This window comes from Cryobacterium sp. MP_M3 (genome assembly GCF_015752155.1).
In the GTDB taxonomy this organism is placed as follows: domain Bacteria; phylum Actinomycetota; class Actinomycetes; order Actinomycetales; family Microbacteriaceae; genus Cryobacterium.
The window spans coordinates 14,924-28,347 of record NZ_JADOVI010000015.1; the positions used below are offsets into that span (position 1 = coordinate 14,924).

At 68.6% G+C, this 13,424-nt stretch carries 11 protein-coding genes; 2 read left to right on the forward strand and 9 right to left on the reverse strand.

Features of this window, described 5'->3' with window-relative positions; all coding sequences use genetic code 11:
- Positions 1-29: 29 nt before the first annotated feature.
- The 9 genes from IWX89_RS14960 to rsmI all read right to left on the reverse strand — a co-directional run bounded on the left by IWX89_RS14960 (position 30) and on the right by rsmI (position 10,432).
- Complete coding sequence (locus IWX89_RS14960; protein ID WP_196904344.1) at positions 30-689, reverse strand: methionine ABC transporter permease; 660 nt, start codon at positions 687-689, stop codon at positions 30-32.
- Positions 689-1,735, reverse strand: coding sequence for a methionine ABC transporter ATP-binding protein (locus IWX89_RS14965; RefSeq protein ID WP_196904345.1), 1,047 nt, complete (start codon positions 1,733-1,735; stop codon positions 689-691). The genes IWX89_RS14960 and IWX89_RS14965 overlap by 1 nt, the downstream gene beginning before the upstream one ends.
- Before the next feature lie 59 nt (positions 1,736-1,794).
- Entirely contained in the window at positions 1,795-2,694 is a 900-nt protein-coding gene (locus IWX89_RS14970) for a MetQ/NlpA family ABC transporter substrate-binding protein (protein ID WP_196904346.1), read from the reverse strand.
- A gap of 177 nt (positions 2,695-2,871) precedes the next feature.
- On the reverse strand, positions 2,872-4,677 hold the full coding sequence (locus IWX89_RS14975) for an ABC-F family ATP-binding cassette domain-containing protein (RefSeq protein ID WP_196904347.1): 1,806 nt from the start codon (positions 4,675-4,677) through the stop codon (positions 2,872-2,874).
- A gap of 143 nt (positions 4,678-4,820) precedes the next feature.
- Positions 4,821-5,756 (reverse strand): 4-(cytidine 5'-diphospho)-2-C-methyl-D-erythritol kinase, encoded by a 936-nt coding sequence (locus IWX89_RS14980; protein ID WP_196904348.1) that lies wholly within the window; start codon positions 5,754-5,756, stop codon positions 4,821-4,823.
- Between the two features lie 4 nt (positions 5,757-5,760).
- Positions 5,761-6,588 (reverse strand): 16S rRNA (adenine(1518)-N(6)/adenine(1519)-N(6))-dimethyltransferase RsmA, encoded by an 828-nt coding sequence (gene rsmA / locus IWX89_RS14985; protein ID WP_231383365.1) that lies wholly within the window; start codon positions 6,586-6,588, stop codon positions 5,761-5,763.
- Between the two features lie 311 nt (positions 6,589-6,899).
- Positions 6,900-7,856 carry a TatD family hydrolase gene (locus tag IWX89_RS14990; RefSeq protein WP_196904398.1) on the reverse strand — a complete coding sequence of 319 codons (957 nt, stop codon included), beginning with the start codon at positions 7,854-7,856 and terminating at the stop codon, positions 6,900-6,902.
- Between the two features lie 31 nt (positions 7,857-7,887).
- Positions 7,888-9,450 (reverse strand): methionine--tRNA ligase, encoded by a 1,563-nt coding sequence (gene metG, locus IWX89_RS14995; protein ID WP_196904349.1) that lies wholly within the window; start codon positions 9,448-9,450, stop codon positions 7,888-7,890.
- A gap of 115 nt (positions 9,451-9,565) precedes the next feature.
- Positions 9,566-10,432 (reverse strand): 16S rRNA (cytidine(1402)-2'-O)-methyltransferase, encoded by an 867-nt coding sequence (gene rsmI / locus IWX89_RS15000; protein WP_196904350.1) that lies wholly within the window; start codon positions 10,430-10,432, stop codon positions 9,566-9,568.
- A 39-nt stretch (positions 10,433-10,471) separates the two neighbouring features.
- Between rsmI and IWX89_RS15005 the strand changes: the two genes are divergently transcribed.
- A complete protein-coding gene (locus IWX89_RS15005) occupies positions 10,472-12,040 on the forward strand; it encodes a phospholipid carrier-dependent glycosyltransferase (protein WP_307836583.1) in 1,569 nt (522 codons plus the stop codon).
- A 203-nt stretch (positions 12,041-12,243) separates the two neighbouring features.
- Positions 12,244-13,344, forward strand: coding sequence for an acyl-CoA desaturase (locus IWX89_RS15010; protein ID WP_196904352.1), 1,101 nt, complete (start codon positions 12,244-12,246; stop codon positions 13,342-13,344).
- The last annotated feature ends 80 nt before the right edge of the window (positions 13,345-13,424 follow it).

The window sequence follows — 13,424 nt, forward strand, 5'->3', positions numbered from 1 at the left end:
GGATCCCGGCGGCGCGCGCCGGGTTGTGGCTAGCGGCGGAAAGCCTTCCGGGCCAGCCAGTTGCCCAGGAACTGCACGAGTTGCACGAGCACGATGATCAGCAGCACCGCCGCCCAGGTGACGACCGGGTTGAACTGGCGGTAGCCGTAGAGCAGGGCGAAGTTTCCGAGGCCGCCGCCACCGACGTAGCCGGCGACCGCGGACATGTCGACGAGGGCGACGAAGATGAACGTGTAGCCGAGGATGAGCGGGCCGAGCGCCTCCGGCAGCAGCACCGTGAAGATGATCCGCAACGGCCCGGCCCCCACGCTGCGGGCGGCTTCGATCACCCCGGGCGTCACCGTGAGCAGGTTCTGCTCCACGATGCGCCCCATCGCGAAGGAGGCCGCGAGCGAGATGGTGAAGATGATCGCGTTGTTGCCGATGCCGGTGCCGACGACCATCCGGGCGAGGGGCTGCGCCGCGGCGAGGAAGATGATGAACGGGATCGGGCGCACGATGTTCACGAACAGGTTGAGCACCACGAAGACGGGTTTGTTGGCGAGGATGCTGCCGGCCCGGGTCAGGTAGAGGCCGAGGCCGACGAGCAGCCCGCCGAGACCGCCGAAGAAGAGCGTGAAACCGACGATGTACAGGGTCTCCCCCGCGGCCTTCCAGAATTCGGGCATCAGATCGATCAGGGAATCCATCAGCGCACCTCCGTGACGGTCGTGAGCGTTCGCACCCGGTCGAGCACGGCGTCGATGGTGCTATCCCCGCCGGCGGAGGTCAGGGCCAGGGTGAGGTGCCCGAAGGAGCGGCCCTGAATCTCGTTGATCCCGCCGTAGACGACCTCGAAGGTGACGCCGGCGGCGGCGAACTCGCCGAACACCCTGGCCTGGTCGACGCTGCTGTCGCGGAACGCCAGCGTGACGATCCGGCCCGGGTGGCGCTGACGCAGCACCGCCAGCTCCCCCGCCGAGGGAAGCCCCTTCACGACCGTGGAGACGAAGCGGGCCGATGCCGGCTGCTGCGGGTTCGAGAAGACGTCGAACACGTCGCCGTGTTCGATCACCCGGCCCTGGTCCATCACCGCGACCTTTGTCGCCAGGGTCTGGATGACATCCATCTCGTGCGTGATGACGACGATGGTGACCCCGAACTCCTTGTTCACCCGGCCGAGCAGGTCGAGCACCTCGTGCGTCGTCTCCGGGTCGAGCGCGCTGGTGGCCTCGTCGGCGAGCAGGATGCCCGGCTGGGTCGCGAGGGCCCTGGCGATGCCCACCCGCTGCTTCTGCCCGCCGGAGAGCTGGTCGGGGTAGGCGCGGGCCTTGTCGCTGAGGCCGACGAAGTCGAGCATCTCGGCAACGCGCGCCCGGCGCGTGTCCTTCGGCTGGCGGGCTACCTCGAGCGGGTAGCCGACGTTCGCGGCCACGGTGCGGGAGCCGAGCAGGTTGAACTGCTGGAAGATCATCCCGATGCCGAGCCGCACCGGGCGCAGGTCCCGCTCGGGGAGCCGGGCGATGTCCTGCCCGTTGACGAGGATCTCCCCGCTGGTCGAGCGCTCGAGGGCGTTGATCAGGCGCACGAGGGTGCTCTTGCCGGCACCGGAGTACCCGATGATGCCGTAGACGTCGCCGGCGTCGACCGTGAGGCTGACGCCGTCGATCGCGACGACCTCGGCACCGCCCTTGACCGTGGGCGGGTACACCTTGCTCACGTCACGGAGCTCGACGACGGGGCTGGGGGCAGGCATGGGAGTCCTAACTGGCGTGCGGGGAACGGGCTCGCGACCGGACCGGGGTCCGGGCGGGGCTACTTCTGGGCCTTGGTGTCCTTCTCGACCTTGGCGAGGGAGGAGACGAGGTCGGCGACCGGGGTCTGCACGAGCTCGGCCGAACCGCCGGACACCTTGAGCACGCCATCCTGCACGGCCTTGGTGGTCTGGTAGATCTTGACGAGCTTCTGGTAGGTCGGGTTGTCCTTGTCCTCGGCGCGGGCCGCGAAGACGTTCACGTACGGCAGCGAGTTCGGGTCGGCCGGGTCGTCCTGGGCGAGGGCGTCGCTGAACTTGAGGCCGGCCTTCTCGACGAAGTCATTATTGATGACCGCGCCGTCCACGTCGGGCAGGGAGGTCGCGGTGAGCGAGGCCTCGAGCGCGGTGACGGTGACCTTGGACTTGCCGGTGTCGATGTCGTCGAGGGTGGAGAAGATCGTGCCGCCGTCCTTCAGCGTCACGAGCTTGGCCGACTGCAACACGAGCAGGGCGCGGGCCAGGTTGCTCGCGTCGTTCGGCACGGCGATGGTGTCGCCCTTCTTGATCTCGCTGACCTTCTTGTGCTTGGTCGAGTAGAGGCCGAGCGGGTAGATCGCGGTGGCGCCGATCGGCACGAGGTCCTGCTTGCTGGACACGTTGTAGTCGGCCAGGTAGACGATGTGCTGGAACTGGTTGAGGTCGAGCTCGCCCGCGGAGAGCGCCGGGTTGGGCTGCTCGAACACGGCGAAGTCCACGATCTCGACCTTGATCCCCTCGGCCGCGGCGGCCTTGGTGTACACGGCCCAGTACGGGTCGCTGGCCCCGACGACGCCGATCTTCACGACCTTGTCGCCACCGGATGCCGCGGAGCCGGACGCGTCCGCTGCGCCGCCTGAGCAGGCGGCGAGCAGGGCGACGAGCGGAAGGACCGCGAGGGCGGCCAGAAGTTTCTTTTTCACGATGGGTTCCCCTTTTGCTGTGTTCGAAGTTTCTGCCGGGGCAATTCGGGCACAGGGAAACCACGTCGGGCGAGGTGGGGAGTCTGTGCCGCTGCATTGCGAGGCACACTTCTAGGCTATCGACGGATGCTGCACCGCGCGGGCCGCTGCGACACACGCGGTAACAGCATCTGCGATTCAGCCCTCGATCAGCTCAGAGAGTTCGATCCAGCGGGTTTCGAAGCCGGCGATGGAGGTCTCCAGTCCCTGGAGCTCGGTGCCGAGCGCGCCGAGTCCGTCGTAGTCGGCCTGGTCGTGGGTGGCGAGGCTCTCGTGCAGCGCCGCGATCCGCGCGTTCTGCTTCGCGACCTTCCGGTCGATCGACGCGAGCTCCTTCTGGGCGTTGCGCAGGTCGGCGCCGCCGATGGCGAGCTTGCGGGTCGCCTTGCCGCCCGAGGTGTTCGCCGCGTTCGCGGCCGCCGGCTTGTCGTTGCCGCTGACCTGGCGCTTGCGCATCTCCAGGTACTGGTCGACGCCGCCGGGGAGGTGCCGGAACGCGCCTTCCGTCACGGCGTACTGGTTGTCGGTGACGCGTTCGATCAGATACCGGTCGTGCGAGACCACGAGCAGGGTTCCGGGGAAGGAGTCGAGCAGGTCCTCCATCGCCGCGAGCATGTCGGTGTCCAGGTCGTTGGTGGGCTCGTCGAGGATGAGCACGTTGGGCTCGTCGAGCACGATCAACAGCAGCTGCAGGCGGCGCTTCTGGCCGCCGGAGAGGTCCTTGACCTGGGTGGTCAGCTGGGCGCTCATGAAGCCCATCCGCTCGAGCATCTGGCCGGGGGTGATCTCCTTGCCGCCGGCGATGTAGCTCGTCTTCTGGCGGCCGATGACCTCGCTGACCCGGTCGTTCTGGATGTCGTCCAGTTCGAAGAGCTGCTGGGTGAGCACGGCGACCTTGATGGTCTTGCCACGCTTGACCGTGCCCGTGGTCGGCTGGAGCGTGCCGGCGACGAGGTTGAGCAAGGTGGACTTGCCGGCGCCGTTGACGCCCATGATGCCGGTGCGCTCCCCCGGTGCGATCCGCCAGGTGATGTCGTTCAGCACGGTCTTCTCGCCGAACTTGACCGAGATGTCGATCAGGTCGACGACGTCCTTGCCGAGGCGCTGCATCGCCATCGACTGCATCGAGACGGTATCGCGGGGCGGCGGCTCGTTCTCGATCAGTTCGTTGGCGGCGTCGATGCGGAACTTGGGCTTCGCGGTGCGGGCGGGGGCGCCGCGGCGCAGCCAGGCCAGTTCCTTCTTCATCAGGTTCTGCCGCTTGGACTCGGAGGCCGCGCTCATCCGGTCGCGTTCGACCCGCTGGAGGATGTAGGCCGCGTAGCCGCCCTCGAACGGTTCGATCAGGCGGTCGTGCACCTCCCAGGTCATGTTGCAGACCTCGTCGAGGAACCACCGGTCGTGGGTGACGACCACGAGGCCGCCGGAGTTGGTCGCCCACCGGGTCTTGAGGTGGCCGGCCAGCCAGGAGATGCCTTCCACGTCGAGGTGGTTGGTGGGCTCGTCGAGGAAGATGACGTCGTGGTCGCCGATCAGCACGGCGGCCAGGGCCACCCGGCGGCGCTGGCCACCGGAGAGGTCGTCGACGAGGGCGTCCCAGGGGATGTCCCGCACAAGACCCGAGATGACGTCGCGCACCTTGGAGTCGCCCGCCCAGACGTGCTCGTCGATCCCGCCGACGATTGTGTGGCCGACGGTCTGGCCGGAGGCGAGGTCGTCGGCCTGGTCGAGCATGCCGATGGTCACGCCGCGACGACGGGTGACGCGGCCGGAATCGGGTTCCATCCGACCGGCCAGCAGACGCATGAGGGTGGACTTGCCGTCGCCGTTGCGGCCGACGACGCCGATGCGGTCGCCTTCGTTGAGACCGGCGGTGACGGAGTCGAAGATGACGCGGGTGGGAAATTCAAGGTGCAGGGACTCGGCCCCGAGCAAATGTGCCATAGCTTTCGAGTTTAGCTGGCGTGGCTGTGAGCCCCGCGCGCCCGGTTTCGCGCCCGGCGACCTGACTGTTGCCGGGTCGGACATATGTTGCCGGCAGACCGGCAACAGATGTCCGACCCGGCAACTGTCGCGGCAAACGGAAGCTAGTCGTGGATGATGCGGGCGCCGTGCACCGGGCCGGTGGCACGCACCACGTGCAGCCGGGAGGCGCTGAGCGCGACCTGCAGCTCGAGCGCGCTGTCGGCATCCTGCACCAGGAACGCCACGGTGGGGCCGGAGCCCGAGAGGATGCCCGCCAGCGCCCCGTTCGCCTCGCCGAGTTCGAGCACCCGGGCCAGTCCGGGAGCGAGGTGCAGCGCCGGTGCCTGCAGGTCGTTGTGCAGCGATTCGGCGAGCATGGCAGGGTCGCCGGCGCGGAGGGCCTGCAGCACGTTGGCGTCGACGGTGGGCTGGAGCTGGGCCGGGAAGATGTCCTGGGCGTGCCGCTCGCGGTGCCGGTCGAGTTCGCTGTAGACCGCGGGCGTCGACATGCCGAACTCGGCCAGGGCGAGCACCCAGTGGAACTGGCCCTTCGCCAGGGCCGGGCTCAGCCGGTCGCCGCGGCCGGTGCCGATCGCGGTGCCGCCGGTGAAGGAGAACGGGACGTCGGCGCCGAGGGTGGCCGCGATGCCGAGCAGGTCCTCCCTGGTCGCCTCGGTTCCCCAGAGGGCGTCGCAGGCGAGGAGGGTGGCCGCGGCATCCGCTGACCCGCCGCCCATGCCGCCGGCGATCGGGACGTTCTTCTCGATGTCCAGGCGCACGCCGCCGCGGAAGCCCGCCTTGCGGGCCAGCGCCCGGGCGGCCTTGATCGCGAGGTTGCTGCCGTCGACGGCCAGGCCGGAGGTGTCGATCGATCCGCTGAACTCGACCGAGAAGTCGTCGGCCGGGTAGGCGCGCACGTCTTCGTAGAGGGAGACCGCCTGGTAGGCGGTTGCCACCTCGTGGTAGCCGTCTTCGAGCACGGCGCCGACCTTGAGGAAGACGTTGATTTTGCCCGGTGCCCTCGCGTGCACCATGGGAGATGCGGCCGCGTTGGTCATGTGACTAACCTAGCCCAGCCGCATCGGCTTCTCGTGCCCCGGAACGCCAGGCGCGGGCGATCGCGAGGAAGTCGTCGACGGTGAGCTGTTCGCCGCGCTCGGTGGGGTCGATCCCGGCCTCGGCCAGGATCGCCGACGCTGTCGCCGAGTCGCCGAGCACGCTGGACAGCGACTGCCGCAGCATCTTGCGGCGCTGCTGGAAGGCCCCGTCAACGAGGGCGAAGGTGGCCAGGCGCAGGTCTTCGATTTCGAGCGGCTCGGCGCGGCGTTCGAACGCGATCAGGATCGAATCGACGTTCGGCACCGGCCAGAACACCTGGCGGCTGACCTTGCCCGCGGTGCGGAACTGCCCGTACCAGGCGGCCTTGACGCTCGGGCTGCCGTAGACCTTCGAGCCGGGCGGGGCGGCGAGGCGTTCGCCGACCTCGGCCTGCACCATCACCACGCCGGCGCGGATCGAGGCGAAGTGCTCGAGCAGGTGCAGCAGCACCGGCACGGACACGTTGTAGGGCAGGTTGGCGACCAGCCGGGTCGGCGCGTCGGGGATCTCGGTGATCTTGAGCGCATCGGCACGGATGACGGTCAGCGGCGCGCCCTCGTGCATGAGCTCGACGGTGAGCGGCAGCTGCTCGGCGAGACGTTCGTCGATCTCGACGGCCACGACCCGGGCACCGGTCTCGAGCAGGCCGAGGGTGAGGGAACCGAGGCCGGGACCGACCTCCACGACGGTATCGGCGGCGGTGATCGCGGCGACCTTGACGATCCGGCGCACGGTGTTGCCGTCGATGACGAAGTTCTGGCCGAGCTTCTTGGTGGGGTTGACGCCCAGCATCTCGGCGAGGTCGCGGATCTCAGCGGGGCCGAGCAGGCTGCGGGGCGCCGGGCTCGCGCCGGTCGTCGAGCCCGTCGAGCCTGTCGAGACGGGGATCTCGACAGGCTCGATCACCGGATTCTCGTCGACAGGCTCCTCGACAACCGATTCCTTGGCGACGGATTCCTCGGCGACCGGCTCCGACTCGACCGGGGCGGCGTGACGGCCGCGGACGCGGTCCGCGTCGGGGTCCGCGCCCGCGGTCCCGGCCTGCGGGCCGAACGAAGGCGCCGCGGGTTCCTCGCCCGCCGCGTAGCCGTGCCTGGGTTCGGTCACGCGATGCCTCCCCGGGGAGTGGTCCGGGTGGAGGACACGGCGTCGGGCGCGGTCACCGGTTCGGCGTCCCACCGCCCGTAGACGAGTTCGGTGTTCGAGGAGATCTGGGCGGCGAGCATGGTGACGTCCGTTTCGAGGTGGTCGGCCATGGCGCGGAGCGTGTGCGGCAGAAGGTAGGGGGCGTTCGGGCGGCCGCGGAAGGGCACGGGGGTGAGGAACGGGGCATCCGTCTCGACCAGGATCAGCCGGCGCGGTATCGCGGCGAGGGCGCCCCGCAGGTCGTCCGCGTTCTTGAAGGTCACGGTGCCGGAGAAGGAGAGGTACCAGCCGTTGTCGGCGCAGATCCTGGCCATCTCGGCGTCGCCGGAGAAGCAGTGGAACACGGTGCGTTCGGGGGCGCCGACCCGGAGCAGGGTCTCGATGACGTCGGCGTGAGCGTCGCGGTCGTGGATCTGCAGGGCAAGGCCGTGCTGCTTCGCGATCTCGATGTGTGCCTCGAACGACCGGTGCTGGGCGGCTCGCCCCTCCGGACCGGTGCGGAAGAAGTCCAGGCCGGTCTCGCCGACGGCGACGACCCGGGGCAGGGCGGCGAGGGCCGAGATCTCGGCCAGGGCGTCGTCCAGGGTGCCGGCGGCCTCATAGACCGGGGCTTCATTGGGGTGGATGGCGACGGCCGCGAGCATGCGCGGCTCGGCGGCTGCGGCCGCCGCCGACCAGCGCGACGTCGCCAGGTCCCCGCCGACCTGGATGACGCCGCGGATGCCGACGCTGGAGGCCCGGTCCAGCTGTTCGGCCACGCTCAGCCCCTCGTCGCCGTCGGCGATTTCGAGGTGGGTGTGGTTGTCGTAGACCGGGACCACGAGCGGCTCCGGCAGGGGCGGGTAGCGCAGGTCGCGGCCCGCGGTCTGCTCCCGGCGGCGCACCGGTTCGGTGGCCGAGCCCCGGTCGGTCACCGGGACCGGCTCGCCGGCTGACACCGGGTGGTCAGCCAACCGTGGCCTCGATGCGGGGGAAGAGGGCCTCGAGCGGGGACACGTGGGTGCCACCGGTCCACTGCCAGGCCTGGTCGATGCGCACGTCGGTGAGCTCGCCGGTGCCGCCGAGCGCCTGCCAGAGCTTCGCGGTGGCCTGGGGCACGACCGGGGAGAGCAGCACGGCCAGGGTGCCGAGCCCGCGCACGGCGGTGAACAGCACGGCCTCGAGCCGGGCGCGGTTGGCCGGGTCCTTGGCGAGGGCCCAGGGCTCCTGGCTGGTGATGTAGCCGTTGAGTTCGTCGACCAGTTCCCAGATCGCGGCGATGGCCTCGTGGATGGCCAGGCGGGAGATGGCCTCGCCCGCGGCATCCGTGGCCCGCTTCTCGGTGGCGCGGATCAGGTCGTCGTCCTCGGAGAACACCGTGGGGGTCGGGATCTCCCCGTCGCAGTAGCGCACGACCATGGCGATCACGCGGGAGGCGAGGTTGCCGAACCCGTTGGCGAGTTCGGACTGGTAGCGGGCGGAAAGATCCTCCCAGGAGAACGACCCGTCCTGGCCGAAGCTGATCGCGCGCATGAAGTAGTAGCGGAACGCGTCGGAGCCGAAGGTATCGGTGATCTGGCTCGGGGCGATGCCGGTGAGCTTGGACTTGCTCATCTTCTCGCCGCCGACCAGCAGCCAGCCGTGGCCGAAGACCCGGCGGGGAACCTCGATTCCGGCCGCGAGGAGCATGGCCGGCCAGATCACGGCGTGGAAACGGAGGATGTCCTTGCCGACGATGTGGGTGGCGGGCCAGAGGCGGCTGAACTTCTCGTCGTCGTGGCCGTAGCCCGCGGCGGTGATGTAGTTGAGCAGCGCGTCGAACCAGACGTAGACGACATGGCTGTCGTCCCAGGGCACCTTGATGCCCCAGTCGAAGCTGGAGCGGGAGATGGACAGGTCGGAAAGGCCCTGCTTGACGAAGGAGATGACCTCGTTGCGGGCGGCGGCGGGCTGCACGAAATCGGGGTTGTCCTCGTAGAGCGCGAGGAGCTGGTCGGCGAAGGTGCTCATCCGGAAGAAGTAGTTCTTCTCGTGCAGCAACTCGACCGGGAAGGAGTGGATCGCGCAGACCTGCTGCCCGGCGAACTCGCCGGTGCCGTCGATGAGGTCGCTCGGCTGCTTGTACTCCTCGCAGCCCACGCAATAGAAGCCCTCGTACTCGCCCGTGTAGATGTGGCCGGCGTCGTAAAGGTGCTGCAGGAACTTCTGCGCGTTCACCTCGTGGCGCTCGTCGGTCGTGCGGATGAAGTCGTCGTTCTTGATGTCGACGGTCTGCAACAGGGGCTTCCAGGCGGTCTCGACCAGGCGGTCGGCCCACTCCTTCGGCGTGACGCCGTTGGCGGTCGCCGTGCGCAGGATCTTCTGCCCGTGTTCGTCCGTACCGGTCAGCAGCCAGGCGTCTTCACCGGCCTGCCGGTGCCAGCGCGCGAGCACGTCGGCGGCCACCTCGGTGTAGGCGTGCCCGATATGAGGGACATCATTCACGTAGAAAATCGGCGTGGTGATGTAGAAGGATGAGCCGTCGGACATGCCCTCCAGCCTACTGGGAGCAGCGGATGACGCCTGCCCTGTTACGAGGCAGGCCTCCTCTCGGCGCTCACCGGCCCGCTCCGCGCCGTCCGGCCGCGGTCGGGGCAGGGCCAGGTCAGCCCAGCGGCAGGTCCGAGTAGTCCGGCTTGTCGGGGGCGTTCCCGCCGGACTTCTGCTGCAGCGCCGCCTCGTAGAGGTCGCGCTTGCCGAGGCCGGACGCGGCGGAGACATCCGCGGCGGCCTCCTTCAGCCGGGCGCCGGCCGCGACCAGGGCGAGCACCTCGGCGACACCGGTCGGAAGGTCGAGCACGCGCGCCTCGGCGCCGGCGACGACGATGCAGATCTCGCCCTTGACTCCCGCCGCGGCCCACTCGGCCAGTTCGGCCGCCGTGCCCCGTTTCACTTCCTCGTAGAACTTGGTCAGCTCCCGGCAGACGACGACACGGCGGTCGGTGCCGAGCACGGCTCCGAGGTCGGTGAGGGATGCCGCGAGCCGGTTGGGCGATTCGAAGAAGACCATGGTGCGCCGCTCGGCCGCCACCTCGCGCAGCGCGGTGACCCGGTCGCCGTGCTTGCGCGGGAGGAAGCCTTCGAAGGTGAACCGGTCGGTCGGCAGCCCCGACACGGCGAGCGCCGTGAGCACCGCCGACGGGCCGGGCAGCGCCGAGACGACCACGCCGGCCGCAACCGCCGCGTCGACGAGATGGAATCCAGGGTCGGAGACGGTGGGCATCCCCGCGTCGCTGAGCACGAGGACATCCGTGTCCCGGGCCAGTTCGGCCAGCTCCGCGGCCTTGCCGCGTTCATTGTGATCGTGCAGGCTGATCAGTTTCGGCCGGTTCTCAATGCCGAGGGCCTTGAGCAGGTGCACGGTGACGCGGGTGTCTTCGGCGGCGATCACCGTCGCGGTCGTGAGCGCCTCGACGAGGCGACGGGAGACGTCGCCGAGGTTTCCGATCGGGGTGGCAGCGAGGATGATCATGCTCCCAGTCTCGCAGTCGCTGCTCACTACGATGGTCAGGTGCTCCTCAATAGCCGCTGGTTCTCCTGGGCCGGCCCCCTCGCAGTGACCGCGCTGGCCGCGGTCCTGCGACTCTGGAACCTCGGCAGCCCGCACTCCCTGGTCTTCGACGAGACGTTCTATGTGAAGGACGCGTGGACGCTGTTCAACAACGGCTACGAGTCGACGTGGCCGGACAAGGCGGATGCGCTTTTCGCGTCGGGGCACACCGACATCTACACGATGAACCCGGCCTTCGTCGTGCACCCGCCGCTGGGCAAGTGGCTCATTTCGCTCGGGATGGCCGCCTTCGGCCCGGACAGCAGCTGGGGCTGGCGGATCGTGACCGCGGTGATCGGCGTGCTCGCGGTCGTGCTCCTGATGCTGATCGCGAAGAAGCTGTTCGGGTCGACGGTGCTCGCGGTGCTGGCGGGTTTCCTGTTCGCGATCGACGGCAACGCCATCGTGATGTCCCGGGTCGCCCTCCTCGACAACTCGGTCATGTTCTTCGCACTGCTCGGCTTCGGCGCCGTGCTCCTCGACCGGGACTGGCACGCCGGCCGGCTCGACGAGTGGATGGCCCGGCGCCGCGAGGCCGGGCACGAGCCCGGCTGGGGTCCGACCCTTTGGTGGCGGCCCTGGCTGCTCGCCGCCGGCCTCGCGTTCGGGCTGACCTGCAGCGTCAAGTGGTCGGGCCTCTACTTCCTCGCGGCGTTCGGGGTCTACCTCGTGGTCGTGGATGCTCTGGCCCGCCGGCGGGCGGGCGTCCCGTTCTGGTGGAGCGCCGCGATTCTCAAACAGGCGCCGGCCACCTTCCTGCTGCTGGTGCCCGTCGCGGTGACCACGTTCCTGCTCTCCTGGACCGGCTGGTTCGTCACCTCCGAGGGCTTCTACCGCAACTGGGCGGCCTCCCCCGGTGCCGCCTGGACCGGGGCCCTGGCCTGGGTGCCCGATTCGGTGCAGAGCTTCTGGCACTACCAGGTGGCCGCGTACACCTATCACGTCGGCCTGGCCACGCCGCATCCGTACCAGGCCAACCCGCTGACCTGGCTGTTCATGACCCGCCCGACGAGCATGTACTACCGGGGCACGTCGCTGGGCGAGAACGGCTGCGACTTCAGCACCTGCTCGGAGGCGATCACCGGGATCGCCAACCCGCTGATCTGGTGGGCCGCGACGGCCGCGATCCTCTACCTCGGCTACCGGCTTGCGCGCTACCGCGAATGGCGGGTGGGCCTGATCCTGATGGGCATGGTCGCCGGCTACCTGCCCTGGCTGATGTACCTCGGGCGCACCGTGTTCCAGTTCTACACGATCGCGTTCGAGCCCTACCTGCTGCTCGGGCTGACCTGTGCGATCGGCATCTTCCTCGGCCTGGTGCCCGGGCCGGGTCAGTGGGCCCCCGCGGAAGCGGAGGACTCTGCTGACCCTGTTGACGGAGCGAGCGGCCGGCGCACCCGCATCCGCGTCCTCGCCGGTTACCTCGTCACCACCACGATGGTGAGCGCCTTCTTCTATCCGCTCTGGACCGGGATTCAGACGTCGTTCCTGTTCTGGCAGCTGCACATCTGGCTGCCCAGCTGGCGCTGACGCGGACGGATTCGGGCCCGGATCCTTGGTTCCGAAAGTCGCATTGAACCCGCCTTGATATGCCTCGGATGGCATATAGCGACTGGGAAACACGTGTGAATTCACACCGCCAGCCGGGGTCCCGCCCGTACACTTGCGTTATCTGTTTTACGAGTATTTGCTCCACTACCGACTGAGAAGTCCAGATCCAAACCAAAGGCCTCATGTCGGAAGCAACCGTCGCACCCACGGTGCGCATCGTCAAGACCCGCCCGGGTGGCGACTCGAAGAATCCAACGACCGAGTACTCCTCCTTGCTGCACACCGTGCGCAACCTGGGTCTCTTGAAGCGCGCGACCGGGTTCTACTGGTTCGTCTTCTCTCTGCTCGTGCTCGCCACCGCCGGCGCCGCCACCGGTTTCGTGCTGCTCGGCGACAGCTGGTACCAGCTGATCATCGCCGCGGTGCTCGGCATCATCCTCACCCAGTTCGCGTTCCTCGCCCACGAGGCCTCGCACCGCCAGGTCTTCCAGTCGGGTCCGGCGAACGACCGGGCCGGCCGCATCCTCGCCAACCTGTTCGTCGGCATCAGCTACGCCTGGTGGATGAACAAGCACAGCCGCCACCACGCCAACCCGAACGTGGTCGGCAAGGACCCCGACATCGACCCCGACTTCATCGTCTTCCGCGAGGAGGACGCCGCGAAGGTCAGCTGGCTCGGCTCGTTCGTCACCCGCAAGCAGGGTTACCTGTTCTTCCCGCTGCTGATGGCCGAGGGGTTCAACCTGCACGTGCAGGGCTTCAAGACGGTCTTCGGCCGCGGCAAGGTGGACAAGCGCTGGCTCGAGATCAGCATGCTGTCGACCCGGATCATCCTCTACGTCGCCGTCATCTTCTACTTCCTGCCGCTCGGCATGGCCTTCGCCTTCATCGGCGTGCAGCTCGCCGTCTTCGGCGTGTACATGGGAGCGTCCTTCGCGCCCAACCACAAGGGCATGCCGCAGTTGCCGCACGAGAGCAAGGTGGACTTCCTCCGCCGCCAGGTGCTGACCTCGCGGAACATTCGCGGCGGCACGTTCATGGACACCTTCATGGGCGGCCTGAACTACCAGGTCGAGCACCACCTGTTCCCGAACATGGCTCGCCCGCACCTGCGGAAGGCGCAGGAGATCACCAAGGAATACTGCCAGTCGCACAACATCCTCTACACCGAGACGGGCCTGTTCCAGTCCTACGGCATCGTGATCGCCTACCTCAACAAGGTCGGCCTCGCCGCCAGGGACCCGTTCGACTGCCCCATGGTCGCCCGCTTCCACCACCGCTGACCACTCGGCCGAACTGAGAGCAAAGCCGCCTTTTCCTCGCGAAAAGACGGCTTTTCTCACCTCTCGGCGAGGATCGCGGA